General features: G+C 63.4%; 25 protein-coding genes. 7 read left to right on the top strand and 18 right to left on the bottom strand.

Features of this window, described 5'->3' with window-relative positions:
- Positions 1-20: 20 nt before the first annotated feature.
- The 4 genes from NZK81_RS20170 to NZK81_RS20155 are packed head-to-tail and all read right to left on the bottom strand — an operon-like array spanning position 21 to position 3,023.
- On the bottom strand, positions 21-452 hold the full coding sequence (locus NZK81_RS20170; protein ID WP_260047847.1) for an iron-sulfur cluster assembly scaffold protein: 432 nt from the start codon (positions 450-452) through the stop codon (positions 21-23).
- A gap of 3 nt (positions 453-455) precedes the next feature.
- Entirely contained in the window at positions 456-986 is a 531-nt protein-coding gene (locus NZK81_RS20165) for a CvpA family protein (RefSeq protein WP_260047846.1), read from the bottom strand.
- Positions 987-998: 12 nt separating this feature from the next.
- A complete protein-coding gene (gene radA / locus NZK81_RS20160) occupies positions 999-2,378 on the bottom strand; it encodes a DNA repair protein RadA (protein ID WP_260047844.1) in 1,380 nt (459 codons plus the stop codon).
- 39 nt (positions 2,379-2,417) lie between these two features.
- Positions 2,418-3,023: a pyridoxamine 5'-phosphate oxidase family protein gene (locus NZK81_RS20155; RefSeq protein ID WP_260047843.1), complete on the bottom strand. Its 606-nt coding sequence runs from the start codon at positions 3,021-3,023 to the stop codon at positions 2,418-2,420.
- 155 nt (positions 3,024-3,178) lie between these two features.
- Here NZK81_RS20155 and NZK81_RS20150 point away from each other — a divergent pair, with 155 nt between their 5' ends.
- Both NZK81_RS20150 and NZK81_RS20145 read left to right on the top strand, forming a co-directional pair.
- On the top strand, positions 3,179-5,506 hold the full coding sequence (locus NZK81_RS20150; RefSeq protein ID WP_260047861.1) for a patatin-like protein: 2,328 nt from the start codon (positions 3,179-3,181) through the stop codon (positions 5,504-5,506).
- Between the two features lie 78 nt (positions 5,507-5,584).
- On the top strand, positions 5,585-6,103 hold the full coding sequence (locus NZK81_RS20145) for a cytochrome b/b6 domain-containing protein (RefSeq protein WP_260047842.1): 519 nt from the start codon (positions 5,585-5,587) through the stop codon (positions 6,101-6,103).
- A gap of 35 nt (positions 6,104-6,138) precedes the next feature.
- On the opposite strand, the gene dnaJ is transcribed toward NZK81_RS20145, so the two are convergent.
- Together dnaJ and dnaK are read right to left on the bottom strand one after the other, a co-directional pair.
- Positions 6,139-7,272, bottom strand: a complete 1,134-nt coding sequence (dnaJ, locus tag NZK81_RS20140; RefSeq protein ID WP_260047841.1) for a molecular chaperone DnaJ — start codon at positions 7,270-7,272, stop codon at positions 6,139-6,141.
- A gap of 76 nt (positions 7,273-7,348) precedes the next feature.
- On the bottom strand, positions 7,349-9,262 hold the full coding sequence (gene dnaK, locus NZK81_RS20135; RefSeq protein WP_260047839.1) for a molecular chaperone DnaK: 1,914 nt from the start codon (positions 9,260-9,262) through the stop codon (positions 7,349-7,351).
- A gap of 193 nt (positions 9,263-9,455) precedes the next feature.
- Between dnaK and NZK81_RS20130 the strand changes: the two genes are divergently transcribed.
- The 3 genes from NZK81_RS20130 (at position 9,456) to NZK81_RS20120 (ending at position 12,334) form a co-directional block, all read left to right on the top strand.
- The gene (locus NZK81_RS20130) at positions 9,456-9,974 is read left to right on the top strand and encodes a copper chaperone PCu(A)C (RefSeq protein ID WP_260047838.1); all 519 of its coding nucleotides are present in this window, start codon (positions 9,456-9,458) and stop codon (positions 9,972-9,974) included.
- 71 nt (positions 9,975-10,045) lie between these two features.
- Positions 10,046-10,471 carry a vgr related protein gene (locus NZK81_RS20125; protein WP_260047837.1) on the top strand — a complete coding sequence of 142 codons (426 nt, stop codon included), beginning with the start codon at positions 10,046-10,048 and terminating at the stop codon, positions 10,469-10,471.
- 123 nt (positions 10,472-10,594) lie between these two features.
- Positions 10,595-12,334: a methyl-accepting chemotaxis protein gene (locus NZK81_RS20120; RefSeq protein WP_260047836.1), complete on the top strand. Its 1,740-nt coding sequence runs from the start codon at positions 10,595-10,597 to the stop codon at positions 12,332-12,334.
- 29 nt (positions 12,335-12,363) lie between these two features.
- Here NZK81_RS20120 and grpE read toward each other — a convergent pair whose 3' ends face one another.
- Entirely contained in the window at positions 12,364-12,927 is a 564-nt protein-coding gene (gene grpE, locus NZK81_RS20115; RefSeq protein WP_260047835.1) for a nucleotide exchange factor GrpE, read from the bottom strand.
- 16 nt (positions 12,928-12,943) lie between these two features.
- Positions 12,944-13,987, bottom strand: coding sequence for a heat-inducible transcriptional repressor HrcA (gene hrcA / locus NZK81_RS20110; RefSeq protein ID WP_260047834.1), 1,044 nt, complete (start codon positions 13,985-13,987; stop codon positions 12,944-12,946).
- Positions 13,988-14,102: 115 nt separating this feature from the next.
- Here hrcA and rph point away from each other — a divergent pair, with 115 nt between their 5' ends.
- Positions 14,103-14,819: a ribonuclease PH gene (gene rph, locus NZK81_RS20105; protein ID WP_260047833.1), complete on the top strand. Its 717-nt coding sequence runs from the start codon at positions 14,103-14,105 to the stop codon at positions 14,817-14,819.
- A gap of 79 nt (positions 14,820-14,898) precedes the next feature.
- On the opposite strand, the gene virB11 is transcribed toward rph, so the two are convergent.
- From virB11 to NZK81_RS20065, 8 genes are read right to left on the bottom strand one after another with little or no spacing between them, the layout of a single operon-like run.
- Entirely contained in the window at positions 14,899-15,873 is a 975-nt protein-coding gene (gene virB11 / locus NZK81_RS20100; RefSeq protein WP_260047860.1) for a P-type DNA transfer ATPase VirB11, read from the bottom strand.
- Positions 15,870-16,928, bottom strand: a complete 1,059-nt coding sequence (locus NZK81_RS20095) for a TrbI/VirB10 family protein (protein ID WP_260047832.1) — start codon at positions 16,926-16,928, stop codon at positions 15,870-15,872. The genes virB11 and NZK81_RS20095 overlap by 4 nt, the downstream gene beginning before the upstream one ends.
- Positions 16,921-17,616: a TrbG/VirB9 family P-type conjugative transfer protein gene (locus NZK81_RS20090; RefSeq protein WP_260047831.1), complete on the bottom strand. Its 696-nt coding sequence runs from the start codon at positions 17,614-17,616 to the stop codon at positions 16,921-16,923. The genes NZK81_RS20095 and NZK81_RS20090 overlap by 8 nt, the downstream gene beginning before the upstream one ends.
- A complete protein-coding gene (locus NZK81_RS20085) occupies positions 17,613-18,368 on the bottom strand; it encodes a VirB8 family type IV secretion system protein (RefSeq protein WP_260047830.1) in 756 nt (251 codons plus the stop codon). The genes NZK81_RS20090 and NZK81_RS20085 overlap by 4 nt, the downstream gene beginning before the upstream one ends.
- Positions 18,368-19,528, bottom strand: a complete 1,161-nt coding sequence (locus NZK81_RS20080) for a TrbL/VirB6 family protein (RefSeq protein ID WP_260047829.1) — start codon at positions 19,526-19,528, stop codon at positions 18,368-18,370. The genes NZK81_RS20085 and NZK81_RS20080 overlap by 1 nt, the downstream gene beginning before the upstream one ends.
- Entirely contained in the window at positions 19,528-21,900 is a 2,373-nt protein-coding gene (locus NZK81_RS20075) for a VirB4 family type IV secretion/conjugal transfer ATPase (RefSeq protein WP_260047859.1), read from the bottom strand. The genes NZK81_RS20080 and NZK81_RS20075 overlap by 1 nt, the downstream gene beginning before the upstream one ends.
- A complete protein-coding gene (locus NZK81_RS20070) occupies positions 21,879-22,166 on the bottom strand; it encodes a VirB3 family type IV secretion system protein (RefSeq protein WP_260047828.1) in 288 nt (95 codons plus the stop codon). The genes NZK81_RS20075 and NZK81_RS20070 overlap by 22 nt, the downstream gene beginning before the upstream one ends.
- A 4-nt stretch (positions 22,167-22,170) precedes the next feature.
- Positions 22,171-22,482 (bottom strand): TrbC/VirB2 family type IV secretion system protein, encoded by a 312-nt coding sequence (locus NZK81_RS20065; RefSeq protein ID WP_260047827.1) that lies wholly within the window; start codon positions 22,480-22,482, stop codon positions 22,171-22,173.
- 140 nt (positions 22,483-22,622) lie between these two features.
- On the opposite strand from NZK81_RS20065, the gene NZK81_RS20060 reads away from it, so the two are divergent.
- On the top strand, positions 22,623-22,967 hold the full coding sequence (locus NZK81_RS20060) for a TrbC/VirB2 family protein (protein ID WP_260047826.1): 345 nt from the start codon (positions 22,623-22,625) through the stop codon (positions 22,965-22,967).
- A 48-nt stretch (positions 22,968-23,015) separates the two neighbouring features.
- Here the strand turns inward: NZK81_RS20060 and NZK81_RS20055 are convergent, their stop codons facing one another.
- Positions 23,016-23,378, bottom strand: a complete 363-nt coding sequence (locus NZK81_RS20055) for a hypothetical protein (RefSeq protein WP_260047825.1) — start codon at positions 23,376-23,378, stop codon at positions 23,016-23,018.
- Positions 23,375-24,508 carry an RHS repeat-associated core domain-containing protein gene (locus NZK81_RS20050; RefSeq protein ID WP_260047824.1) on the bottom strand — a complete coding sequence of 378 codons (1,134 nt, stop codon included), beginning with the start codon at positions 24,506-24,508 and terminating at the stop codon, positions 23,375-23,377. Before NZK81_RS20050 ends, NZK81_RS20055 begins: the two co-directional genes overlap by 4 nt.
- Between the last annotated feature and the right edge of the window lie 140 nt (positions 24,509-24,648).

The following is a 24,648-nucleotide window of genomic DNA, read 5'->3' as shown; positions in this document are numbered from 1 at the left end:
CCTCCCCGGAAACCCCGGCTCTAGACCTCCGCTCGATCCAAGGGAAGAACCTGCATGGCCGCGTTCCACGGCAGCATGACCGCGCCGTGGCGAGCCGGATAGTCACGCGCGGCGGCGATCACCGAAAGGCCCGGCCAATCGGGCATTGCGCCCTCGCCCGCGAGCCAGTCGGCCACGGCCTTCCCGACGGCATGGATTTCGGCCCCGCCACGCCCGCAGGCGCCCTGTGCGAAGATCGCGGCGGAGGCCTGGCCGATGGCGCAGGCCTGGCTGCGCACGCCAACCCGGGAGATCGTCCCGTCAGGTGCCGTGGCAAGCCCCAGTGCGATCGTGCTCCCGCAGCTCTTCGAACGCGCCTCGGCGTGCAGCGGCAGGTCTTCGCTCAGCGGGAAGCGGGCCAGTTCGATGGCAAGCCCCAGAACATCGGGGGTGTAGAGTACCGCGGTCGACATGGCTCAGGTTCCGGCATTCTCATCGGCGGCGGAATCCATCATCTCGCGCCTGCGCTCGGCGATGAGCTGCACCAGAGCCTCGCTGCTGGCGTTGATGAAGGGATAAGTACGCGACTCCGTGATCCAGTGCGGACGGCCGGCTGCCCCCCACACGGTATCGTAGCCCAGAACCAGCACCGAAAAGCCAAGCACGACGATTACCACGCCCTTGACCGCACCGAAGCCGAACCCCAGCACGCGATCGATCGGACCGAGCACCGATTCCCGGCTCATGTTGCCCGCCCAGCGCGAAACGAGCTTCACCGCGGCGAAGGGCACCAGCAGCAACAGCGCGAACGCCAGCACGGCCGAACCGGATTCGTTGCCGATGTGCGCAATCAGCCAGGCGGTAACCGGCGTATGCAACATGCGAATGGCGAAGATCGCGAAGACCCAGGCGCCCAGCGCCAGGATTTCCTGCACGAATCCGCGAATGAAGCCGGTAATTGCCCCTAGCCCGACGAAGAGCAGGACTGCGATGTCGAAGCCAGTCATAGCTGCAGGAAATTATGCATCCGAGAGGATGCGGTCAACGAGGTTCGGAAGCATGGATAGTCCCGTGAAGCGGATTGCCTTGTCGGCGTTGGCATCCCCGGCGGGACCACCCGCCGGGCCGACGGCGCGGCCGAATCCGAGCTTCGCCGATTCGCGCTGTCTGATCGATGAATGGGCAACGGGGCGGATCTCCCCGGCAAGCGACACCTCGCCGAACCAGACCGCGTCGTTGGGCAGCGGCTTGTCTCCCAGCGCGGATACCAGCGCCGCTGCTACGGCAAGGTCCGCCGCCGGATCAGACAGGCGATAGCCGCCCGCGACATTAAGATAGACTTCCGCGCTGGAAAAGTTGAGGCCGCAGCGCGCCTCCAGCACGGCCAGCAGCATCGCCATGCGGCCGTTGTCCCATCCCACGACCGCGCGGCGCGGCGTCGCCCCGCTCTGCAGCCGCACGATCAGCGCCTGAATTTCCACGAGCACGGGCCGCGTGCCCTCCATCGCCGGGAACACGGCGCTGCCCGCCATCGGTTCATCGCGTCCCGAGAGGAACAGCATCGAGGGATTGCCCACTTCGGTGAGCCCCTCGCCCTCCATGGCGAAAACGCCGATCTCGTCGACCGGGCCGAAACGGTTCTTGAGGCTGCGCAGGATGCGATACTGATGGCTGCGCTCGCCCTCGAAGCTCATCACCACGTCGACCATGTGTTCGAGCACGCGCGGGCCGGCGATCGTGCCGTCCTTGGTGACATGCCCCACGAGAATGAGCGTGACCCCGTTTTCCTTGGCATAGCGGATCAGCTCGAAGGCACAGCCGCGTACCTGGCTGACCGTTCCGGGCGCGCCCTCGATCTGGTCTGAATGCATGGTCTGGATCGAGTCGATCACCAACAGCTCGGGCGGGTCCATCGTCCCCAGCGTGGTCAGGATGTCGCGCACCGAGGTCGCCGCGGCCAGCTGGATCGGAGCCTTCGACAGGCCCAGACGTTCGGCCCGCAGACGCACCTGACCGGCCGCTTCCTCGCCGCTGACATAGACCGCCTGCCCGCCATTTCGCGCGATGTGTGCAGAGACCTGCAACAGCAGCGTCGACTTGCCGATACCGGGATCGCCGCCCATCAGGATCGCCGAGCCGGGCACCAGCCCGCCGCCCAGCGCACGGTCGAATTCGGCAAGCCCGCTCGCGCGGCGCCTGGGCATTTCCCCCGGCTGATCGAGCGGCGTAAACTGGATCGGCCGGCCGCCCGAAGACAAGTCATGCTTGGCGGAGAACACCGTCTGCGGCGCATCTTCCGCCAGCGAGTTCCACTCGCCGCAATCGGGGCACTGGCCCTGCCAGCGGGAAGAAACCCCGCCGCAGGCCTGACAGACATATCGACGCTTGGGCTTGGCCATGGCGTTCGAGTAGTGAGAACAGAGTGCGAACGCAAGCCCTCAGTAGAGCGTGCTGTCGCTCTCTTCGGCAAACCTGTCGAAAGTCTCGCGCAGTTCCGGTTGCTCCAGAGCTTCCGCGTAGATCCGGCCGAACGAGATGCGCGTGGGCGCGTCCCAGCTTTCCGGGTCCCACAGGCGCCCGCGGCGGGCGGAACGCACGCAGTGAAACGCGGCACGCTCCACCTCGACGCGGATCACCAGCACCGCCGGCTTGCCTCCCGCCGACAACCGCTCGCAGGCCTCGGTATCGTCGTGAAGCGTGGCACGGCCGGATATGCGCAGCACTTCGTCGGTGGCCGGACGCACGATCATCAGGCCCACGCGCGGGTCGCGGAGAATGTTCTGCAAGCCGATGCACAAGTGATTGCCCGCGCGTTCGGGGATGAGCAGCGTGCGGTCGTCGACGATCTCGACGAAGCCGGGATGATCTCCCTTGGAACTGAGTTCGATCCCGCCCGCCCCGATCGACCCGAGCACAAGGAAAGGGCTGCGTTCGATGAACGCCCTGCCCTGATCGCAGATATGGTCGCGTATCTTGGCGGCGCCGCGCGGTCCATAGTCGACGATGATCTCGCGCAGCCGCTCGACTGTCTCGATTCTTGCCATGGCACTTCTCCCGAATGCTGCGGGCATTGTGCCATGGCAGGTGCAGCAAGGCACCGGCGGCCACGGCGGGAGAATGCCCCCGCGATATCGCCTATGGGGTGATCGCCGCGACGATTGCAGTGGCGCTCGGCGCCGTGCTCTGCCAAGCAAGGGGCATGCGCCAGAAGGAACTTCGGATCGCGCTTGTGTGCTACGGCGGCGTCAGCCTGGCCGTCTACATGCACGGCGTGACCAAGGAGATGTGGAAGGCATTGCAGGCAAGCCGGGCGTTCTGGTCCGACGAGCCCGATCCCTCGGGCAGTGCCGGAACGTACCTGCGATTGCTGCGCCGGCTCGAACACGGCAGCAACCTGCGCCTGCGCGTGCTCACCGACATCGTCGCCGGCGCCAGCGCCGGCGGCATCAACTCCGTATTCCTCGCGCAGGCCATCCATTCGGGGCAATCGCTGGAGCCGCTCACGGACTTGTGGCTGGAGACCGCCGACGTCGACGTCCTGCTCGATCCCGAGGCGCGGCCATGGTCGCGCGCAGCGAAGTTCTGGGCGATGCCGCTGGTCTCCTATCTGCTGCACCGGCCGGGCAATGCCGTCAGCGCCAGCGTCGCGCCCGAGACGCGGGCGGAAGTGCGCGAGAAGCTGTCGCGACTGATCCGTTCGCGCTGGTTCGAGCCGCCGTTCAGCGGCATCGGTTTCTCGCGCCTGCTGTGCCGGGCGTTCATGGCGATGGAGCGCGCGCCCGCGGAACGGCCGCTGCTGCCCGTGCACCATCCGCTGGACCTGTTCGTCACCGCGACCGACTTCAAGGGCCATCTCGAGGCGCTGCACCTACATTCGCCCGAAGTCGTGTTCGAGAGCGAGCATCGCCTCACGGTCGATTTTCACGCGATCACGCAAGCCGAAGGCGGCCATTCGCTGGCGCACATCCCCGAACTGGTTCTGGCGGCCCGCTCCACGGCAAGCTTTCCCGGGGCCTTTCCGCCGATGCAGATCGCCGAGATCGACCGTCTGGTGCGAGAAAAGGAAGCCGAGTGGCCCGGGCGAGAAGCCTTCCTGCAACGCATCATGCCCGAACATTCCCGGCGCGGGGACCTCGACTCGGTCTCGCTCATCGACGGTTCGGTGCTGGTCAATGCGCCCTTCGCCGATGCCATGTCGGTCCTGCGCGATCGCCCGGCGACACGCGAGGTCGATCGCCGCTTCGTCTATATCGATCCCACGCCCGATCCGGTCGGCGCTGCGGTACGCGCGGAAACGCGAGCACCGGGGTTTTTCCCGGTGATCTTCGGATCGCTTTCCTCGATCCCGCGCGAACAACCCATTCGCGACAATCTGGAAGCACTGGAACGCGATTCCCGCGAGAAAGGTGCCCTGCGTGCCATCGTGCGTGCCTTGCGTCCGGAGATCGAGGAGACGGTAGAGCGGCTGTTCGGCCACACGCTGTTCCTCGACCGCCCCACGCCAAAGCGCCTTGCCGCCTGGCGCGCGAAGGCGCAGCAGGCAGCCCTCGATCAGGCCGGTTTCGCCTATCACGGCTATGCGCAGGTCAAGTTCAGCGGAATCGTGACCACGCTGGGCCGCATGATCCACACGGCCGCGCCGGAGCTGGAATTGCCCAACGCGGGCCCCATTCGCGAACACCTTTTCACGCATCTCGAGGAAACCGGCATCGACCGCGAGAAAGGACTGCGCGATGCCCGGGCGCCGGCGATGATCGCGTTTTTCAGGACTCACGACATCGCCTTTCGCATCCGCCGCCTGCGGCTGCTCGCCCGCCGCGTGACGCAGGAACGCGAAAACGAGGAAGGCGTCACCGAACAGCAGCGCGACGATGCACGTACCGCGATCTACGGTGCGCTTGCGCTCTACATGGACCGCGAGCCGGAAGAAGCGCTGGGAGAGGCATTTCCGGACCTTGCCCGCGCTTTCTTCGACGATCCCGGAGCTGCCATCGCCCATATCGCCAGCCAACGCAGGCTCGAGGAAACCGACACGCTGGTCGACGGCATTCTGGCCGAAGCGATGGCGGAAATGCCGGCGCTGCTGCGCCGCCGCATGCTGCTCGCTTACCTCGGCTTTCCATTCTACGACACGGTGACCCTGCCCCTGCTGCGCGGCGAAGGGCTTACCGAGTTCGAACCCGTCCGGGTGGACCGCATCTCGCCCGAGGACTGCAACGCGATCCGCAAGGGCGGTGCCGGCGAAACGCTGCGCGGAACCGAGTTCTACAACTTCGGAGCCTTCTTCAGCCGCGCCTACCGCGAGAACGACTACCTCTGGGGCCGCCTGCACGGGGCCGAACGGATGATCGACCTGATCGCCTCGACACTGAGCCCCGAACACGCCCTTTCCGAGCGCGAGCTGCTGCAATTCCGCCGCGAGGCATTCCTGGAGATCCTCGATGAGGAAGAGGATCGGCTGCGCACCGACCCCGGACTGGTGGACCGGATCAGACGGGAAGTGATGGGGATCACCAGCGGCATTTGATGCCAGTCAAGGCATTGCGCCCTTCCTTGTGCTTGGCCTGCGCGTGGCGGCAGGGAAAAACCATCGAAGGAAGCCGCCATGAAGGCGTTTCGAACCTACCACCTGTTTTTCGTGCTGGCCGTCATTATCGCCTATTTCACGGCCGAGGGTCTGGATCTGGCCCACGCGTGGGCCGGGTACCTCGTTGCCGCATTTCTTGCACTGCGCGGATTGCTCGGGCTCATGCGAGCCAGGGGCTTCGCCTGGACACGGCTTGTCCCATTCGGCCCATCCGCTGTTACCCACGCGCTGACACTGGCTCTGTTCCTGTGCATTGCGGGCGTGACGGCGACCGGCATCGTGATGGACAAGGGGGCAAGCCTTTCCACGCCCCCGACTTTGCAGATCAGGAACGAACACGGGGATCAGAAAGCCGAGCACGGACGCTATTTCGGCGAGACTGAGCGCCATGAGCGGGAAAGTGCCATGAACGAAATTCACGAGGTCCTCGGCAACATCCTGTTGCCACTGGCCATCGTGCACGTTCTCTATCTGCTGCTGTTCCGTTTCGACATGGCGCGTTTCATGCTGTTCGCGCCGCGCAAGGCGGCAGGCTAGAGCCCGCCGGAACGGTGCCCCTCATCCGAGGAGCATCATTCCGTCAGGTCGTTCCAGGCATCCTTGATGCGATCGAAGAAGCCCTTCGACTGTGGGCATTCCTCACCGGTCTCGGTTTCCTGCAGCTCGCGCAGCAATTCCTTCTGGCGTGCGGTCAGCTTGGTCGGGGTTTCCACCGAGATCTCGATGACGAGATCGCCGCGTCCCCGGCCCTGCAGCACGGGCATGCCGGCTCCGCGCTTGCGAAGCTGCTTGCCCGACTGGATGCCTGCGGGAATGTCGAGCGAAATCGCGTCCCCGTCGATGCCCGGGAACTCGATCGTGCCCCCCAGAGCGGCGGTCGTGAAAGTGATCGGCACCCGCGTCAGGAGCGTGGTGCCTTCGCGTTCGAAAACCCTGTGACGCTTGACGTGCAAGAAGATGTAGAGGTCGCCCGGCGGCGTTCCGAACGGCCCGGCCTCGCCCTTGCCCGACAGGCGAATGCGCGTGCCCGAATCCACGCCCGGCGGAATTTCCACCTCGAGCGTTTGGGGTTTGTCGACCCGGCCTTCCCCGCCGCATGCACGGCAGGGGCTGTCGATCACCTCGCCGCGCCCGTGGCAGGTCGGGCAGGTCCGCTCGACGACGAAGAAGCCCTGCTGCGCACGTACCTTGCCGTGACCGGCGCACATGGAGCACGTGCGTTTGCCCGTCCCCGGTTCGGCGCCCGACCCCTCGCACGGCTCACAGACCTGCGAGACCTCGATCGTGATCTCGGTCTGCTTGCCCTTGAAGGCCTCGTCGAGGCTGATTTCCATGTCGTAGCGCAAGTCCGCGCCGCGTCGCGTCTGCTGGCGGGCTCCGCCGCCGAAGGCGCTGCCGAAAATGGATTCGAAGATGTCGCCGATGTCGCCGAACTCGGCGCCCATGCCGGCACCGCCTGCACCACCCATGCCCTGCTGGAAGGCGGCGTGGCCGTAGCGATCGTAGGCGGCCCGCTTCTGCGGGTCCTTTAGGCAGTCGTATGCCTCGTTGATCTGCTTGAAGCGGGCCTCGGAATCGTCGCAGCCCGGGTTCTTGTCCGGGTGGTAGCGCATGGCGAGCTTGCGGTAGGCCGACTTGATCGTCTTGTCGTCGGCGTCGCGCGAAACTTCGAGCAGTTCGTAGTAGTCTATCTCGGTAGCTGACACGTAGTATCCCCCGCAGATAACCTAACCGCCATCGGTGCCGATGCACCGATGGCGGCCATGGTTTTCATCAGGACGTTCAGCCCTTGTTTTCGTCGACTTCCGAGAACTCGGCGTCGACCACGTCTTCATCGCCTCCGGCGGGAGCCTCGGCCCCCGGCGCTGCAGCCGCGGCCTGCTCCTTCTCGTAGATCGACTGGCCCATCTTCATGGCGACTTCGGTAAGCGCCTGGGCCTTGGCCGTGATCTCGGCGGCATCTTCGCCTTCGAGCGCCGTCTTGGTCGCGGCGATCGCCGCCTCGACTTCGGACTTGAGGCCCGCGTCGACCTTGTCGCCGTGCTCGGCAAGTTGCTGCTCGGTCGCGTGGACGAGGCTGTCGGCGTTGTTGCGGGCCTCGGCGGCCTCGCGACGCTTCTTGTCCTCCTCGGCGAACTTCTCGGCATCCTTGACCATCTGGTCGATGTCACCTTCGGACAGACCGCCCGAAGCCTGGATACGGATCTGCTGCTCCTTGCCGGTGCCCTTGTCCTTGGCGGACACGTTGACGATGCCGTTCGCGTCGATGTCGAAGGTCACCTCGATCTGCGGCACACCGCGGCGCGCCGGCGGGATGCCGACGAGGTCGAACTGGCCGAGGAGCTTGTTGTCCTGCGCCATTTCGCGCTCGCCCTGGAACACGCGGATCGTCACCGCCTGCTGGTTGTCCTCGGCGGTCGAGTAGACCTGGCTCTTCTTGGTCGGGATCGTCGTGTTGCGGTCGATCATCTTGGTCATGATGCCGCCCAGCGTCTCGATGCCCAGCGACAGCGGGGTCACGTCGAGCAGCAACACGTCCTTGACGTCGCCCTGCAGCACGCCCGCCTGGATCGCCGCGCCCATGGCGACGACTTCGTCCGGGTTCACGCCGGTGTGCGGTTCCTTGCCGAAGAATTCCTTCACCGTCTCGCGAACCTTGGGCATGCGGGTCATGCCGCCCACGAGGACCACTTCATCGACTTCCGCAGCGGTTACGCCGGCATCGGCGAGCGCCTTCTTGCAGGGCTCGATGGTGCGCTTGATGAGGTCGGCAACCATCTTCTCAAGGTCGGAACGGGTGACCGTCTCGACCAGGTGAAGCGGGGTCGTCGCGCCGCCTTCCATGCGCGCGGTGATGAAGGGCAGGTTGATCTCGGTCGAAGCCGTGCTCGACAGCTCGATCTTCGCCTTCTCGGCCGCTTCCTTCAGACGCTGCAGAGCGAGCTTGTCGGTCCGCAGGTCCATGTTTTCCTTGGCCTTGAACTTGTCGGCCAGCCATTCGACCAGCTTGGTGTCGAAGTCCTCACCGCCCAGGAACGTGTCGCCGTTGGTCGACTTCACCTCGAACACGCCGTCACCGATCTCGAGGATCGAGACGTCGAAGGTGCCGCCGCCAAGGTCGTAGACCGCGATGGTCTTGCCGTCCTGCTTGTCGAGGCCATAGGCGAGCGCGGCCGCGGTCGGCTCGTTGATGATGCGCAGCACTTCAAGGCCCGCGATTTGCCCTGCGTCCTTGGTCGCCTGGCGCTGCGCGTCGTTGAAGTAGGCAGGCACGGTGATGACTGCCTGCGTCACCGTCTCGCCAAGATAGCTCTCGGCGGTTTCCTTCATCTTCTGAAGAGTGAAGGCGGAAATCTGCGAAGGGCTGTAGTCCTCGCCGCCGGCGTGAACCCAAGCATCGCCGTTCTTGCCCTTCACGATGGTGTAGGGAACAAGTTCGGTGTCCTTCTTGGTCACCGGATCGTCGAAGCGGCGGCCGATAAGGCGCTTCACCGCGAAGATTGTGTTGTCGCCGTTGGTCACGGCCTGGCGCTTCGCGGGCTGGCCGATCAGACGCTCACCATCCTTGGTGAACGCAACGATCGACGGCGTGGTGCGCGCGCCTTCCGAATTTTCGATAACCTTGGGCTTGCCGCCGTCCATCACGGCAACACAGCTGTTGGTGGTGCCAAGGTCGATACCGATTACTTTTGCCATTTACCCCATTCCTCACGTCAGTGGTTGACACCGCGCGGATCACCTCCCCCGAAAGGCAAGGCGGCTTGCGCAGCTCGATGACGTTCCAAGTCGTCGGAGGGCGATATAGGAGCGGTTTTTCTTGGAACAAGAGCGCCGGGGTGGCATTACCCCAGCGAATTTCTACAAAGCCCAGATCAAGGATGCCACGGCCGTGAAACCGCTCCGCAAGCTCGCTTTTTTCTGCGCCGCCGCTTCGCTGGCGGGACTGGCCGCATGCCAGCAGTCCCCGGCGCCGGCGCCTTCGGAAACCCCCGCCACGCCTGAAACCGTGACCAACGGGCCCGATGCCAAGCCGGGCATGTCGGCAAGCGACGGCAGGCTGGTGCTTCCTGTCATAGCGGGGCGCCCGGCCGCCGCCTATTTCCGCATCCGCAACGATGGCGACAAGAGCGCGACGCTCGTCTCGGTCTACATTGCCGGTGCCCCCAAGGCCGAAATGCACAAGACCGAGGGCGGCAAGATGAGCGCGGTCCGCGAAATCGAGATCGCGCCGGGCCAGTCGGTCGAATTCGCGCCGGGCGGGCTTCACGTCATGGCCTTCGATGTGAGCGATCTCGTCAAGGCCGGCGGGACTGCCGAACTGACGCTGACGTTCTCCGATGGCGACAAGCTCTCGATGCCACTGGCCATCGAGACGATGGGCGATGCCATGGGGGGAATGCACCACTGACGGCAATCGACGAGACTTGCGTCTGTCCTGCGGGCGGTGAGCGCGCGCTGACCTCCGGCGAAGTCGCACTCGTGCGCTCCGTGTTCGGCGATGCGATAGACTGTACGCCGGTGCGTGTACGCCGCAGGCGCTGGTTTCCGTTTCAGCCCGCGCGGACCGTGATGGCACCGTGCGGGCACCTTCACTTCCACCCGCGCTCGGAGCACTACCGAGAGGATTTCGCCGCGCATGGTCCTGCCCTGCAGGGCCTCTTCATCCACGAAATGACCCACGTCTGGCAGACCCAGCGGAAAGGCCGCTGGTACCTGCCGCTGACGCGCCACCCCTTGTGCCGCTACGACTATGCCCTGCGCCCGGGCTGGACGCTGGATCGCTATGGAATAGAGCAGCAGGCCGAGATCGTACGGCACGTCTTCCTGCTTTCGAGGGGATGGCCTGTCCCGGGCGCGCCGCCGCTCGAAAGCTATCGCGGCATTCTGCCGTTCGGACCTGCATAAACCACGCCTTACCGCCTCGACATCACCCGGAAACTACGTAGATGACGCATGGTTCGCAGGGCCATCGATTTAAGGAACAATCGTTAGCATTGCCGCAGAAGCGACGATGCTCAGAGGCGATTGATGGTTATCCGCAAGAAGATTGGCGTAATTACGATACTCGCCGCCGTGGGCTTGCTGGCCACAGTCATGGTCAGCCTGTGGACACTCTCCAGTTCGATGCAGGACGATGTTGCGAAAGCGACGAGGCAGAACGTCGAGTCCGTCTATGGCGTGCTGGAGCATTTCCATGCGCTGGAAAGCGCGGGAACCCTTTCGCGCGCCGAAGCGCAAACGGCCGCGCTCGCGACGATTGAAGCACTTCGCTACGACGGCCAGAACTATTTCTGGGTCAACGACATGGGTCTCAAGATGCTCATGCACCCGCTCAACCCCGAACTGGACGGCACGGATATTTCCGGCCTTACCGACGCATCGGGCGAACGCATGTTCGCGAAGATGGTCGATGTCGTAAGCAAGGACGGTCAGGGCTTCGTCGAATATCACTGGGACAAGCCGACCGGCGAGAAGGCCGTCCCGAAGATCAGCTTCGTGAAGGGTTTCGCGCCGTGGGGCTGGCTTGTCGGAACCGGCGTCTATGTCGATGACATCCGCGCCTCGATCATCTCCCACGCGATAACCCTGGCAATCGGTGTCCTCCTCGTGCTGGGAGCCGTCACTTATGTGAGCCGGAGGCTTGGCAAGTCGATCACGGACCCTGTCGAAACGCTTACCGAACGCATGCACGCGCTGGCCGAAGGCGATGTGAACAGCCGTATCCCCGGCCTCGAACGCGCCGACGAAATCGGCAAGATGTCGCAAGCGCTCGCAGTGTTCCGCGACGCCGCGATCGCCAAGGCCGAAGCTGAAGCCAACCAGCACCGGGCCGTCGAGAAAATCGGCCACCACCTCGAAAAGCTCTCCCGGGGCGACCTGTCGGATCGCCTCGATTCGATGCCCGCGGGCTACGAAGCGCTTCGCACCAACTTCAACGCCGCGCTCGAGGGCCTGGAAACGGCGATGCAGACGGTGCGCGAGAACACGATCAACGTCAGCGACGCTTCCCACGAAATCCGCAATGCCTCGGACGACCTTGCGCAGCGCAGCGAGCGGCAGGCGGCCTCGCTCGAAGCCATTGCCAGCGCCCTCGCCGAAGTAACCGAGGCCATCCGGTCGACCGCGCTGGATGCGCGCGAAGCCAATAACGTCGTGACCGAAGCCTCAACACAGGCGCAGCGTTCAGGTGAAATCGTACACCGCGCCGTCAGGTCCATGGACGAGATCCGCAGCGCGTCCTCGAGCGTTCACGAGGTGATCGCGGTGATCGACAGCATCTCGTTCCAGACCAACCTGCTGGCCCTCAACGCCGGCGTCGAGGCGGCCCGCGCCGGTCAGGCGGGCAAGGGCTTCGCGGTCGTCGCGGAAGAAGTGCGCGCCCTCTCGCTGCGTTCGTCCGAAGCCGCCAAGGAAGTCAACGAGCAGGTCAATGCACTCGTCGGCCAGGTTACCACCGGCGTCGAGGCCGTCAGCGAAGCCGGCGAACTGCTCGAACGGATCGCCAGCATGATCCACGAAATCAGGACGATCATGACCAACATCGCCGGATCGGCCGAACGTCAGGCCTCCAGCGTCACCGAGATCAGCTCGCGCGCCACCGGCCTCGAGGAAATGACGCAGCAGAACGCCGCCATGGCCGAAGAGGCAACCGCTGCCTCTTCGAACCTTGCATCGAATGCCTCGGTTCTCATGTCGGAAGTGAGCCGCTTTCAGGTGAGCGAGCCAAAGCCCGTCGCCGTAGCTCGGAAACTGGCCCGCGTCGCGTGACGCCGCGGGCCTGAATTCCCGAAGAAGCCTCAGTCCGGCTTTTTCGCCACGGCCACCATGGCCGGGCGCAGCAGGCGGTCCTTGATCATGTAGCCGGCCTGCAGTTCCTGCACGACGGTGCCGGGTTCCACTTCCGCCGAGGGAACTTCCATCATTGCCTGATGCTGGTTCGGGTCGAGCGGGAGCCCCATCGCGGCGACGCGGCTGATACCGTGCGAGGAAAAGACCTTGTCGATCTCGCGCGAGGTCGCCTCGATTCCGGCTACGAGGCCCTTCATCTTCTCGTCTCCGCGCATTTCCTCGGGGATCGCGGTCAGCGCGCGGGAAAGGTTGTCCGCCACCGACAGGATGTCGCGGGCAAAGCCGGTTGCGGCATAGGCACGCGTATCGGCGACGTCCTTTTCGAGGCGACGGCGCACGTTCTGGGTCTCGGCGCGCGCGTAGAGCACGTCCTGTTTGGCGACTTCCAGTTCCTCGCGCAGCCTGGCGAGCTCTTCGTTCTCACCATTCGAATCGCGCATTTCTTCCGGCACGCCCTTCAGTTCTTCTTCCACGGCCGCATCTTCGGGCGGCTGCGTCTTGTCTTCGTTCATTATTCTTAGGTTCCAGCTATCCGATGAGCTTGCCCAGGCTCTGGGCGGTGAAATCCACCATGGGGACGACACGCGCATAATTCAACCGCGTCGGCCCGATAACCCCCACCACACCGACCACCTTTCCTTCGCGGTCGCGATAGGGCGAGGCGATAACCGAAGACCCGGAAAGCGCGAAAAGGCGATTTTCCGAGCCGATGAATATGCGCGTCGATTGCGCCTCGCTGGCCACCGCCAGCAGATCGGCGACCGATTGCTTGCTTTCCAGATCGTCGAGCAGCGAGCGCACGCGCTCCAGATCCGAAACCGCGGTCTCATCGAGCAGGTTCGCCTGTCCCCGCACGATCAGCACCGGGCGCTGCATGGCGTCCTCGCTCCACACGGCAAGGCCACGCTCGACGAGATCGCGGCTCGCGGCGTCGAGCGCCGACTGGCCCGAATCGATCTCGGCGCGCATCGCCTGTGCCGCTTCGGCCAGGGTCCGCCCCGAGAGATGCGCGGAAATATAGTTCGATGCTTCCTCCAGCGCGCCCGGCGGCAGGCTGACGGGCAATTCCACCACCCGGTTTTCCACGCCCCCGTCCTCACCGACGAGGACGGCAAGCGCGCGACCGGGTCCAAGCGGCACGAGCTGCAGGTGCATCAGGCGCGGCTCGCGCCTGGGCACCATGACCACGCCCGCGCCCGAGGAAAGATTGGAAAGCAGCGAACTGGCCGCCTCCAGCGCCGCCTCGATCGGGCCCGGCGCGGCAATGCGCCGCTCGATCACTGCGCGTTCCTCAAGCGTGGGCTCGGCCACCTGCATGATGCCGTCGACGAAAAGCCGAAGGCCCGCTTCGGTTGGCAGGCGTCCGGCGCTGGTGTGCGGCGCGGCCAACAGGCCCAGCCCTTCGAGGTCCGCCAGCACCGACCGGATCGAGGCCGCCGACAGGTTGATGCCGCCTGCTCCGGCAAGCGCCTTCGAGCCCATCGGCGTGCCGGTTTCCAGATAACCCTCGACCACGAGTCGGAAGATCTCGCGGGCGCGGGTGGTCAGTTCTGTGATCGGCGGTGTCGGCATAGGTCTCGTTCAACTCGGATCATGGCAATTTAGGCATTGGGCTTGCGGCCTCAAGCCTTATGCGCGAAGGGGCGCTCAATATCGCAATACGCCTGTCCATCATTGAGGAATTCCCATGCGACCTTCCGGCCGTGCGCCCGACGAGATGCGCGCCATCGACATCCAGACCGGTTTCACCAAGCACGCTGAAGGCTCGGTGCTGATCTCCTTTGGCGATACGCGCGTGCTTGTCACGGCCTCGGTCGAGGAAAAGGTGCCACCGTTCCTGCGCGGCAAGGGTGAAGGCTGGGTGACGGGCGAGTACTCGATGCTGCCGCGCGCCACGCACACCCGCGGTTCGCGCGAGGCGGCCAAGGGCAAGCAGACCGGCCGCACGCAGGAAATCCAGCGCCTGATCGGCCGCTCGCTGCGCGCCGTGGTCGACATGAAGAAGCTCGGCGAGCGCCAGATCGTGCTCGACTGCGACGTACTGCAGGCAGACGGCGGCACCCGCACTGCCTCGATCTCGGGCGCCTGGGTGGCGCTGCGCCTTGCCGTCGACAAGCTGCTCGCGGACGGCAAGATCAAGGAAGATCCCATCCAAAGCCGCGTCGCCGCCGTTTCCTGCGGGATCTTTCAGGGCACGCCGGTGCTCGATCTCGACTACGACGAGGACAGCTCGGCCGATGCCGATGCCAACTTCGTGCTGATCGAAGGCGGCATGATCGCCGAGGCACAGGCCACTGCGGAAGGCGCCACTTATGACGAGGAAGGCCTGCTGCGCCTGCTGCGCCTCGCCCGCATGGGTTGCGACCAGATCTTCGCAGCGCAGGCGAAAGCGGTGGGACGTTAATTCGCACCCGACTGATCCGTCACCCCCGCCTTCGCGGGAACACCTATGTCATAAGTCTCTGGAGATTACTATTTGATGCTCACGCAGGTCGCCATACCCGCTCAACCAGCCGCCTTCCCCGTTCGCGCTTGAGCTGGACGATCAGATCGACGGAACGCGTCACATAGCGCACGACATCGTCCCACTTCATGTTGGCGCCTGCCTGGAGCACCAGCAGCGCAAGCTGATCGATAGCCCGCTCGGGCGTATCGGCATGAATGGTGCTCATCGATCCGGGATGCCCGGTGTTGACCGCCCGGAGGAAGGTCATCGCCTCACGCCCGCGCATTTCGCCAAGGATGATACGATCGGGGCGCATGCGCAGCGAAGCGATAAGGAGGTCTTCAGCCGAGACATCGGCTTCCCCCAGTGATCCGCGCGCCGCGAGAAGCCCCACCGCGTTCTCATGGGAGAGCTGAAGTTCGGCTGTATCCTCGATCAGGATCAGCCGCTCTGCGGCCGGAACTTCCCGCAGGAGAGCGTTGAGAAAGGTCGTCTTGCCAGTCGACGTGCCGCCGGAGATCAGAATGTTGCGGCGCCCCAGCACTGCCTGCCGCAGCAGGTCCGTGATGTTCCCTTCACTGGCCCCGGCCTGCCCCGGGCCAGGCTCGGGTTCATGGCCCGATCGTGTTTCCGCGAATGCCCCCGCCTCGTGATAGTCCTGCAAGCTGAGCCGGGCCGACACGTGCCGCCGGATCGCCAGCGCCATTTGCCCACGCGTGGCAGGCGGCAGCACGATCTGCACACGCGAGCCGTCGGGAAGCGAACCGGACAACAACGGATGCTCACGGCTGATCCCCTGCGCGTTCATGGCTGCAATCTGGCGGGCAAGGCGCGCAAGGCTGCGCGATGTGAGATCCGGAACCTCGATGCGCTCGGGCACGCCGCCGATGGCCTCGATCCAGACTTCACCCGGCCGGTTGACGTAGATGTCGGTCACATCGGCCCGCCCCAGAAAGGGCGCCAGTGGCTCCAGATAGCTGCCCAAATAGACGTCGCGTGCCAGCACGCTCAGCGCTCCACCGCGGTAAAGTCGAGATCGCGGGCGACGAAGACCGATACACTCGCCCCTTGCGCGATCTTGAGCGTGGGCTTGATGTCGGACGGGTTCTGGATGGTCGTGGCCTGCGTGGTTGCCCCCGGGAGCCCGACAATGACCGTATTGCCGGCGGCCTTGCGTGCCGCTGTCTGGACGCCGACATCGAGGATCGACTGCAGGATGGCTCCTCCGAAGCGCTGGAAGAAGTGCGTGTTCACTTTCCCCTTAACACCGGCGCGCCCTAACGGGTCCGCCGACGGGGAGTCGAGATCGATGATGGTGCCGTCAGGCCGGGTCAAGCGCTTCCACTGGATGAGCGCCCGCTTCTGCCCCAGACTGACATCGGCCTGATAGTCACCGAAGAGGCGGCTACCCTTGGGGATCAGCACCCGGGTACCATCGAAGCTCTCGACATCGCGCGAGACGATAGCCCGGGCAAAACCGGGCCGCGTGGAATCGAGCGCGGTTTCCATGACGGCCTGGATCACACTGCCTTGCGGCACCGTCGTACCCGGGTTCTTGAAGGTGCGGGCCTCGACGCGCCCATCGGATGTCCTGGACGCCGAGGCGTCCCCAGGCCCGGTATGAGGCAGCTGCGGCGCCTGATAGGCATAGCCCGGCCCCGGAGGGACAGCAGGCGGCTGGTAGGCCTGCGGAACCGGCGGTGGAACGGCAGGAGGCTCGTAATATGAAGCGGGCTTTGGAATACGGACCGGAGCCTGGTCAGCAGCATTCTGCTCGACCCGCCTCTCCTCCGGCCGTTGCCGCCCTGCTACCAGATAGTCGGGCACTGCAGGGATCGCCAGTTCAGGCGGCGAGGCGATCATGGCGCCCGCGTCCACCTGCGGGGTCAGTAACGAGGGTTGCTCCATGGTCAGACGCCGCATCTGCAAGCCATAGAAAACGCCCCCTCCCACGGCCAACAGGATGGCTGCAAAGATCCAGACGCTTCGATTACCCGAGGTCGCCCTGGTAACCAGGGGGCGCACATCGCCGGGGTCGGGAAGCGGCTCCGGGACGGGATCAGCCATGACCGTCCCCCTTGTCCTGATCGCGCCTTCGCGCTTTCGCACGCTCCTTGTCGATACGGAAGATCAGCGTCTCGTAGACCCGGTCTATGGTGTAGATGCCCCCGCGCATATAGCCATCGACCATCTGTTCCTTGCCGGTCGGGCCCAACGCGAATGTGGCAGGCATTGCCTGATCCCGCCCCCATTCGATGTATGTCTTGTTGCCGTCGTCCCTGATGGCTGTCGGGCGAAGCGCCTTCTTGCCGGACAATCGGTATGTGAAGCGCTCACCGCTATCGGCTGTCACCGCAGGTCGATGCCTTGCCGGCCTGTATTGCGGCTGCTCGAGCAGACGCACGACAGCGGGAACGGGACCTGCGGCGCCGGAGAGCATGTCGAATTCATACGTGTGCATGTTGGTGCGCACTGTCATCACGCCATAGGCCGATGGCCTTGTCGCCCGCAGTGCCAGGCTGTCCCCGCTGCCTGCTACAGTGATGATAAAGGCCGTGGGATCGCTCAGGATGACCGAGGCGATCGTTTCGCCCTGCCTGAACAGGAGGGTCTGGGTCACATCCGGCGCAGTGCGTAGGCTGAGAAGACCCGTGCCCCCGGCAGGCAGAACGGCGATCCGGGGATCGTTGGGCGGCAGCTCCTGCGCCCTCGCCACGCTTGTCGCCATGGCCAGGATCAGCACCAGCTTCTTCATGGCCGCGTGTCCTGACGGACATTCGGAGCTTCCTGCGGTCCCGAGGCGGACGCGGAGGGTCCGGCAGCAGGCACGACCATCTCCGCATCGCGCCTGTAGCGCAGGACCTGGAAGCCCAGTGGATTGATCAGGCGGTCCGATGCGCTCATCCGGGCGGTCGAGAACCGGTATGTGATGACCGCTGCCCAATTGTGACCTGCCTGCCGCTGCCCGCCCGGATCGGTGCGATAGGTTGCAAAGCGCACAAGGGCCGTATCCTTGCCGAGCGAGGAGATGCTGCGCACCTCTGTCTCGACAAGAGCCTGCCGGGGCAGCGTCTTGAACGGGCTGGCCGGATTGCTGGACTGCATGGCCTTGAGATAGCGCTCGCGTGCAGCGCCCGTCGACCAGAGCGCGACCTTGCGGTAATCGCCCCTGATTGAATTGATGTCGAAGCTCTCGCGCGCCGTGACGTACTGCGCGAGGAACGAGCGCACCAATGCATTGTCCGGCGTGATGGTCTGCTGATCGAGAGGCTTCAGCGCCTCGACATTGCCTGTCTGCCGGTCGACGAGCAGGGTATAGGGCACGACCGTCTTGAGCGGGACCAGAGCGGCAAGCGCAATCGCCTCGAGCACGGCAACGCCCGTGGCGAGCCCTGCAATGATCCAGGCAACTCTTTTCGAGGTAGCTAGCCCCTTGTTGCGGTCGGCGGACCAGGAGCCTGCCTCTTCGTAGTAGCGGGTGAGTTCGTCGTCGCTCATATCGTTCATCACGTCTGGTCCCTGCGGCGCGATGCGCCCGAGGTGAGCGCGGACGACCGGCGCCAGGTGCTGCCAAGCGCATCCTCATGCCGCGCCTGATCGGTCTGGGCGGCAAGTGCCGGCGGTACCGATCCTGCCCGCTCCGACCAACGGCCTTCAACCCGGGTGATGTCTGCGATGCGCTCTTCCCGGCGCAGGTTCTCACTCACCGAATGCGCGACAATCACCGCGCGGGAAGGCTCATCGCCTGCGCCCGACAGGAAGCCTGCACGTGACGACGGAGCCATTCCTCCCCGGTCCGTTGCCTGCTGAAACACAACCGGCAAATGAAGCCCGCCATGAAAGGCCAGACGCGCGATCAGGAAGACGGACGCCAGTGAGATAATCGCGAAGCTTAGTGTCGCCACAAGGATCTCGACCGGCGCATCGAGGGTCTGCCGGTCCATGGCGCGTTGCTGCAAGGCATCCTGCAACCAGGGTTCGAGCAGTGCCAGTTCAACGCCGTAGATCACGCTCAGCATGATCGAGGCGAGAAAGGTCATGACCAGCGCTCGTCCCCAGCCTTCGAAGATGCCGCGCGTAATCCCGAACAGCAGCAGGCCTGCCATCAGCGGGGCTACGGCAAGCAGGAAACCCGCTGTCAGCCGGACCAGCGCGAGCGGTCCCAATGTCCCTGCCAGAAAAACACTGCGCGCAAAGCCAAGCTGGAACCAGTCGCCCTGGGCCACGCCAAGGCGTCCGCTGCCAAAGACATTGAGAGCTGCGAGGCCCTTGTCGACGGTCTGCAGCCGCGAGGCGAGATCGCCGGCACTACCCGGCAGGCCCGAACTGCCGCCGATGACCTGTGCAATCTGGCCTGGTCCATGGATGACGAGATCATAGCCGACGATGCGCCAGGCCGGCCAGCTCGTCGCCAGGGTGAGCACGATCCCCACCTTGAGCACATCGCCAATAACATCGCGCGCACCCATGGGATAGCCTAGCAGCAGGCGTATGCCGAACAGCGCGATGAAGATCGTGAGCAAGCTTGTAAGTGCCAGCGAGGTCGGCGAGCCGGGGCTTGCCAAGGCGCCAAAGCCATAGGCCCCGATCGTCTCGGCCTGACAGTCGATATGCGCCAAGGCCGAAGCAAGGAAATCCTGGCCGGTATGAACGACGGGGCATGCCATCAGACGCGCGCCAGCAAGGGGGCCATCCAGCCCTCGGGATCGATGCCGGTCTCATCGACCAGTTCATCGAACAGACGCACCGTGGCTTCGCGCCCCGAGAGGATCGTGAGGATGTCCTTTTCGCCCGAGAGATTGAGGCGGGCGACAACGCTGTCCTGTCCGTGCTTGATCAGGAAGCAATGCGAGGAATCGGGCAAACTGCGCACCAGTTCGTACTCATGCGGTGTCAGGCCGAAGCCATCGATGTAGTCTTCGGGCCGCGCCTTTGGATTGATCATGAAGATCTGCGTGGCGGCTTGCTCGATGATGGCGCTGGCGATGCGGCTTTCCAGCGCATCCTGCGCGCTCTGGGTGGCGAAGCCGACAATGCCGTTGCGCTTGCGGATGGTCTTTTCCCAATCCTTGATACGCCGCACGAAGACATCGTCGTCGAGTGCCTTCCATCCTTCATCGACAACGATGATCGCGGGCGTTCCATCAAGGCGCTCTTCGACCCGGTGGAAGAAGTAGAGCAGCGCCGGGGTGCGCACGACGGGATCATCGAGGATCGCGGTCATGTCGAATCCGACCGTAGCGGCGGTCAGGTCGGTCAGATCCTCTTCGTTGTCGAAGAGCCAGGCGCGTTCGCCTTCGCCCCACCAGGGGCGCATGCGCGAATAGAGATCCCCTGCCCTGGGCCGGGCATGACCTCGGAATAGCTCGACCAGATAGCGCAGGCGCCGGCGCGAACGGATCTGGCCGAAGTTCGCATCGATGGCATCGCTGACAATCTCGGCTTCGTCGGCATCTAGATTGCCTGCCAGAAGCATGATCCATTCCATCAGGAACTGGCGGTTCTCCGGCGTATCCTCAAGCTGCAGTGGATTGAGGCCCGAAGCGGCTCCGGGACGCAACCGGTCGTATTGGCCGCCGATCGCGCGGATGAAGAGCTCGGCGCCCCGGTCCTTGTCAAAGAAGACGATACGCGGAGCGAACTTGCGCGCCTGGGCAAGCAGGAAGTTCAGCACCACGGTCTTGCCCGAGCCCGACGGCCCGATCACGGTGAAGTTACCAAGATCATTGTGGTGGAAGTTGAAGAAGTAGGGGCCAGCTGCCGTCGTCTCCAACAGCGTGACTGCCTCGCCCCAGTGATTGCCGCGTGGCTTGCCCACCGGAAAATTGTGCAGACTGGCGAGGCCTGCGAAGTTCTTGCTGGAGACCAGTGCGCGGCGGCCAATGTATTTGAAGTTGGACGGAAACTGTGCCCAGAATGTGGGCTCCAACGCGATGTCCTCGCGCACCCCGACGATCCCGAGGTCGGCCAATACCGCCGTGACTTCAGCCACTTCAGCATTGAGCACTTCGAGGCTCTCGGCATGGACGGCGATCGTGGCGTGGTGCTCGCCGAATGAGGCGCGGCCTGCCGCGACATCGTCCTTGGCGCGTGTCAGTTCATCGCGCAGCGACAGAGCCTCGTCTTCGGCGGAACGCATGCGGCGCAGGGCAAGGTTCATGCGGCCCAATGCCGCGCCGCGTTCAACGAAAGCGAAGGACTGGCTCACCGTCATCTCGAAAGGCATGCGATAGAGTTCATCGAACATGCCCGGCATGGTCTGGGCCGGATAGTCCTTGATCGAGACAAGCGCGCCGAACTTGCGCGGGGCGTGACCGGCAGGGGCCAGTTCGAAGGCTTCCTGGCCGAAACTCACGCGGCGGAACGGCAGATGCTGGCCAAGATCCCCATGTGGCAGGCCGACCGGGCGCATATCGGCGTTGTAGAGGTAGGATAGGAACTCCAGCGGTTCGGAGCGGTAGCCGTGTTCGCTCTTGTAGACCGAGAGTACGCGTGGATCGTAGCTGCCGAGTGCTGCGACCAGCGCTTCGGTCGCGGCATCGAGCGCGCGCTTCTCGGCGCCGAAGGCAGCCTGCCGGTCTTCGCCGGAGCGCGAGGCCCACATCCGCAGCCGGTCGGCCCACCCGAGGCGACCTTGCATGGGGCGGCGGACAATCGTCAGGAACAGCTCGTTCACGTACATCTGCCGCGCGCCCAAGCGTTCGCGCCAGCGAGCATCAAGATCGCGCGAGAAGGCATCGGGATAGCAGGCTTCGAGCGCAGCCTCCGCTTTGCGGCGCACGACGTGGTGATAGATCGCGAACTGCGAATTGCCGATCGCGCGCAGCATCGCATCTCGCAGGTCCGCGCGGTAGTTGAGTTCGTCGGTGTCCGCCGTCTCGAACAGCAGGCCGCCGAGGCGCACGGTCTGCATCATCAGGCCGTCGCGCGTCTCCAGCGTCACGTTATCGACATGGCGCGCGTAGGGCAGGTGATCGCCTGCCGCCTTCTCGCGCGCGATGACTTTAGGATCGCTGGTCAGGGGCGGTAGGAATTGCATTGCCACAGGGCATGGTTCTTAACGCGCGGGCAGCGGCTGACGCGCACGATCCACAAGTCGAGGAAGCGAGGTTCGCGCAGGCACAAGACAGCGCCGATCAGGTGGACCAACAGCGCGATCAATATCACCCAGAACGACTTGAAAATCAGGAACAGTTCGGCCGCCAGAATGCCGTTGGCCACGAACCAAGTGTAGGTCACGCCTGCAAACATCTGCGGCCGGGTCAGGGCTATGAATACCGTCGTGCGCTGGAGGTGAGAGGGCATAAACTTAAATGCCCGTCGCGGCGGTGCGGATGCCGGCCACGATGCTGGCAGCACCAAAGAGGATGAAACATCCGATCACGACCACTGCGCCGTGGCGCCAATTCATCCGGCCGGTCAGCATCATGAAGCCAACTGCCGCGATGGCAATCACGGCGACTGTCGTTGCGAGAGTGCCCAGCAACGTGCCCTGCAGCCAGCCCATTGCACTGACGACTACACCCGAACCTTGCGGGTCGGCATATGCCGCCGCATGAACTGGCGCAGCAACGAGCAAAGCCAGAAGCATGGCAAGATTGCGCAAATTCACAAGCCCCATCGAACGCCGAGATTTCGCCTCTGACTGGCACAACTTGGACCAAGTTGTCATGCTCCTAGCGACCTACGAAAGGCGATAAATCCTCGATATTACAAAATTTTAACATCACCTGATCACGCAAGCGTGATGGAGAGGCAGGTATGATCAATTCTTCAAATTTTGGAGAGCCGCTGTCAAATACCACAGAGTGGTTCGTCGAACTGTTGATGGGCAGCCTTGGTATGTCGATGGCAGTTCTGGCTCTTGCAGCGGTCGGACTTGCAATGCTGCACGGGCGTCTGAGCGTTCGCGAGACTGCGCGCGTAGCGCTAGGTTGTTTCATTCTGTTCGGTGCACCAACAATTGCGCGCGGCCTTGCGGGCCTTGCCTCATCCGTGACTGGAACACCGGCTCAAGTTTATAACACCCCGCCACCGCCGATAGCAGTCCCGACAGCACCGCAGCCCAATCGCGACCCGTACGCCGGAGCATCCGTTCCAATGTGAGGTAAGCTTCTGCTTTAGGAGACCTTATTAACATCAATATGTAATTTATTATTTTTTCCCATAAATTGTTTTAAGTCGATTCAACGCTCCTGCTAGTAAAAAGACATCGTGACCGCCATCAAATTCAGTATCTGCATAATACTCTACCTCACCATCGCAGCAATATATGCATATTTTGTTATTTTTTGGATCCATTTTTGTCGGATTTTGGCAGCATATTGATAATATGCTCTTAACAGAAATTGCGATACTCCCACCTTTTAATTCAAAAATTATTGAATCTTTAAACAGCCGAACCAGCTCACCAGTTGAATTGGTGTATGTAAACCAATAATTGTCTTCTGCGGCGAGGTCACCTTCTTTTTCGAAGGAAGGGCGGCCTCGCATTCCAACAGGCATAGGCATATTCATGGGGTCGGTATCCAAATATTGGTGAACATGGGGTTTGGATGAGTAATAGTCGCCCCTGGAAAACCTCGCACAATCCTCCCACTGTTTACATAAATCTTCAGCTTTGGGTTGACGATCCAAGCGTGCACCAGCACTCCTTTCAATTTCAATTCTCGTGATATTCGTACCACGCGATCCAAATTCTGAGTGATTATCCCATTGGCGGGAACTGCTTCAAGGGCATACACCCAGACATCTAGTGCATTATTAACCTCTTGGATACTCCCAGTGACTTCTATAAACCCTCCCTCTACAGTGCCTAAGTCGCCTGGATTGAGCGGACGCCCTGCCTTGCTAATTCCATAGCGTCTTCGAATCTCCGCTGGACTTAGTGTAGCCCCAGCGGCGCCGCCGCCTACACCAAATGGTGTTGAAAACCCTCCTCCAGGCCCGCCGATGATCTGAGACGACAGAAGCCTTGCCGTATATGTTCCATCAGGAAAGTAAGTCTGCTCCCATGTGAGCCTTAAGGTCTCGTTAGTACCTTGCTCCTCTCTATGGGAATTGATGCGTGCCGGCCTGCCTCCTCCGCCGGTCACATAGGCAGTGCCGAACAAGCCAGGGCTAACGACGCCGTCGATGAGGCTTCCCGCGTAGACTTCTGTCCCGCTCGGGTCCGTCCCATTGATGGGATCGCCGCCCACATAGTCGTACCAGTTCATGCCATCGCCATAGCCGATGGGATCGGTCTGCATGAAGCGCCCGAGGGTGGGAGAATAGAAACGGGCCTTGTAGTTGTACATGCCAGCCTCGGGATACCATGTCTGGCCTGTGTACTGGAAGCGCCCGATGTTGCCCGAGCCGGGAATCCCATATTCGTCGTAAGTGTTAATGCCAATAGCATTGCCCGACGCATCGCTGACCGCAACGATCGAACCGCGCTCGTCCGCCTGCAACCATCGACGATCGGTCGTGCCCGAACCTTCGTACCAAACGATCGGTTCATCGGTGCCCGGTCCGGGAACAAAGCGGCGCAAGACTGCACCCGAAGGATTGGCCACTTCCGCCACGAGGTTGGAGCCGGAATAGTATGCCCGGGTCGAGACGCTGGTGTCGTACTCGTGCAAGCGCCCGGTCGGATCATAGTACAATGTCACTCCGCCTGGTGTAGCGCGACAAACAGGATGAGGATTGCGCGTCAATCAGGATGAGAATGTGATTGTCGCGGCGCGTCATTCAGTGCCGATTTTAATTGTCGCTGGCAAGGTCCTCGTTCTCATCCTGATTGTCG

Origin of the sequence: Novosphingobium mangrovisedimenti, from assembly GCF_025153475.1 — a bacterium.
Classification (GTDB): domain Bacteria; phylum Pseudomonadota; class Alphaproteobacteria; order Sphingomonadales; family Sphingomonadaceae; genus Novosphingobium; species Novosphingobium mangrovi_A.
This window is presented reverse-complemented; position numbering and strand designations above follow the sequence as displayed.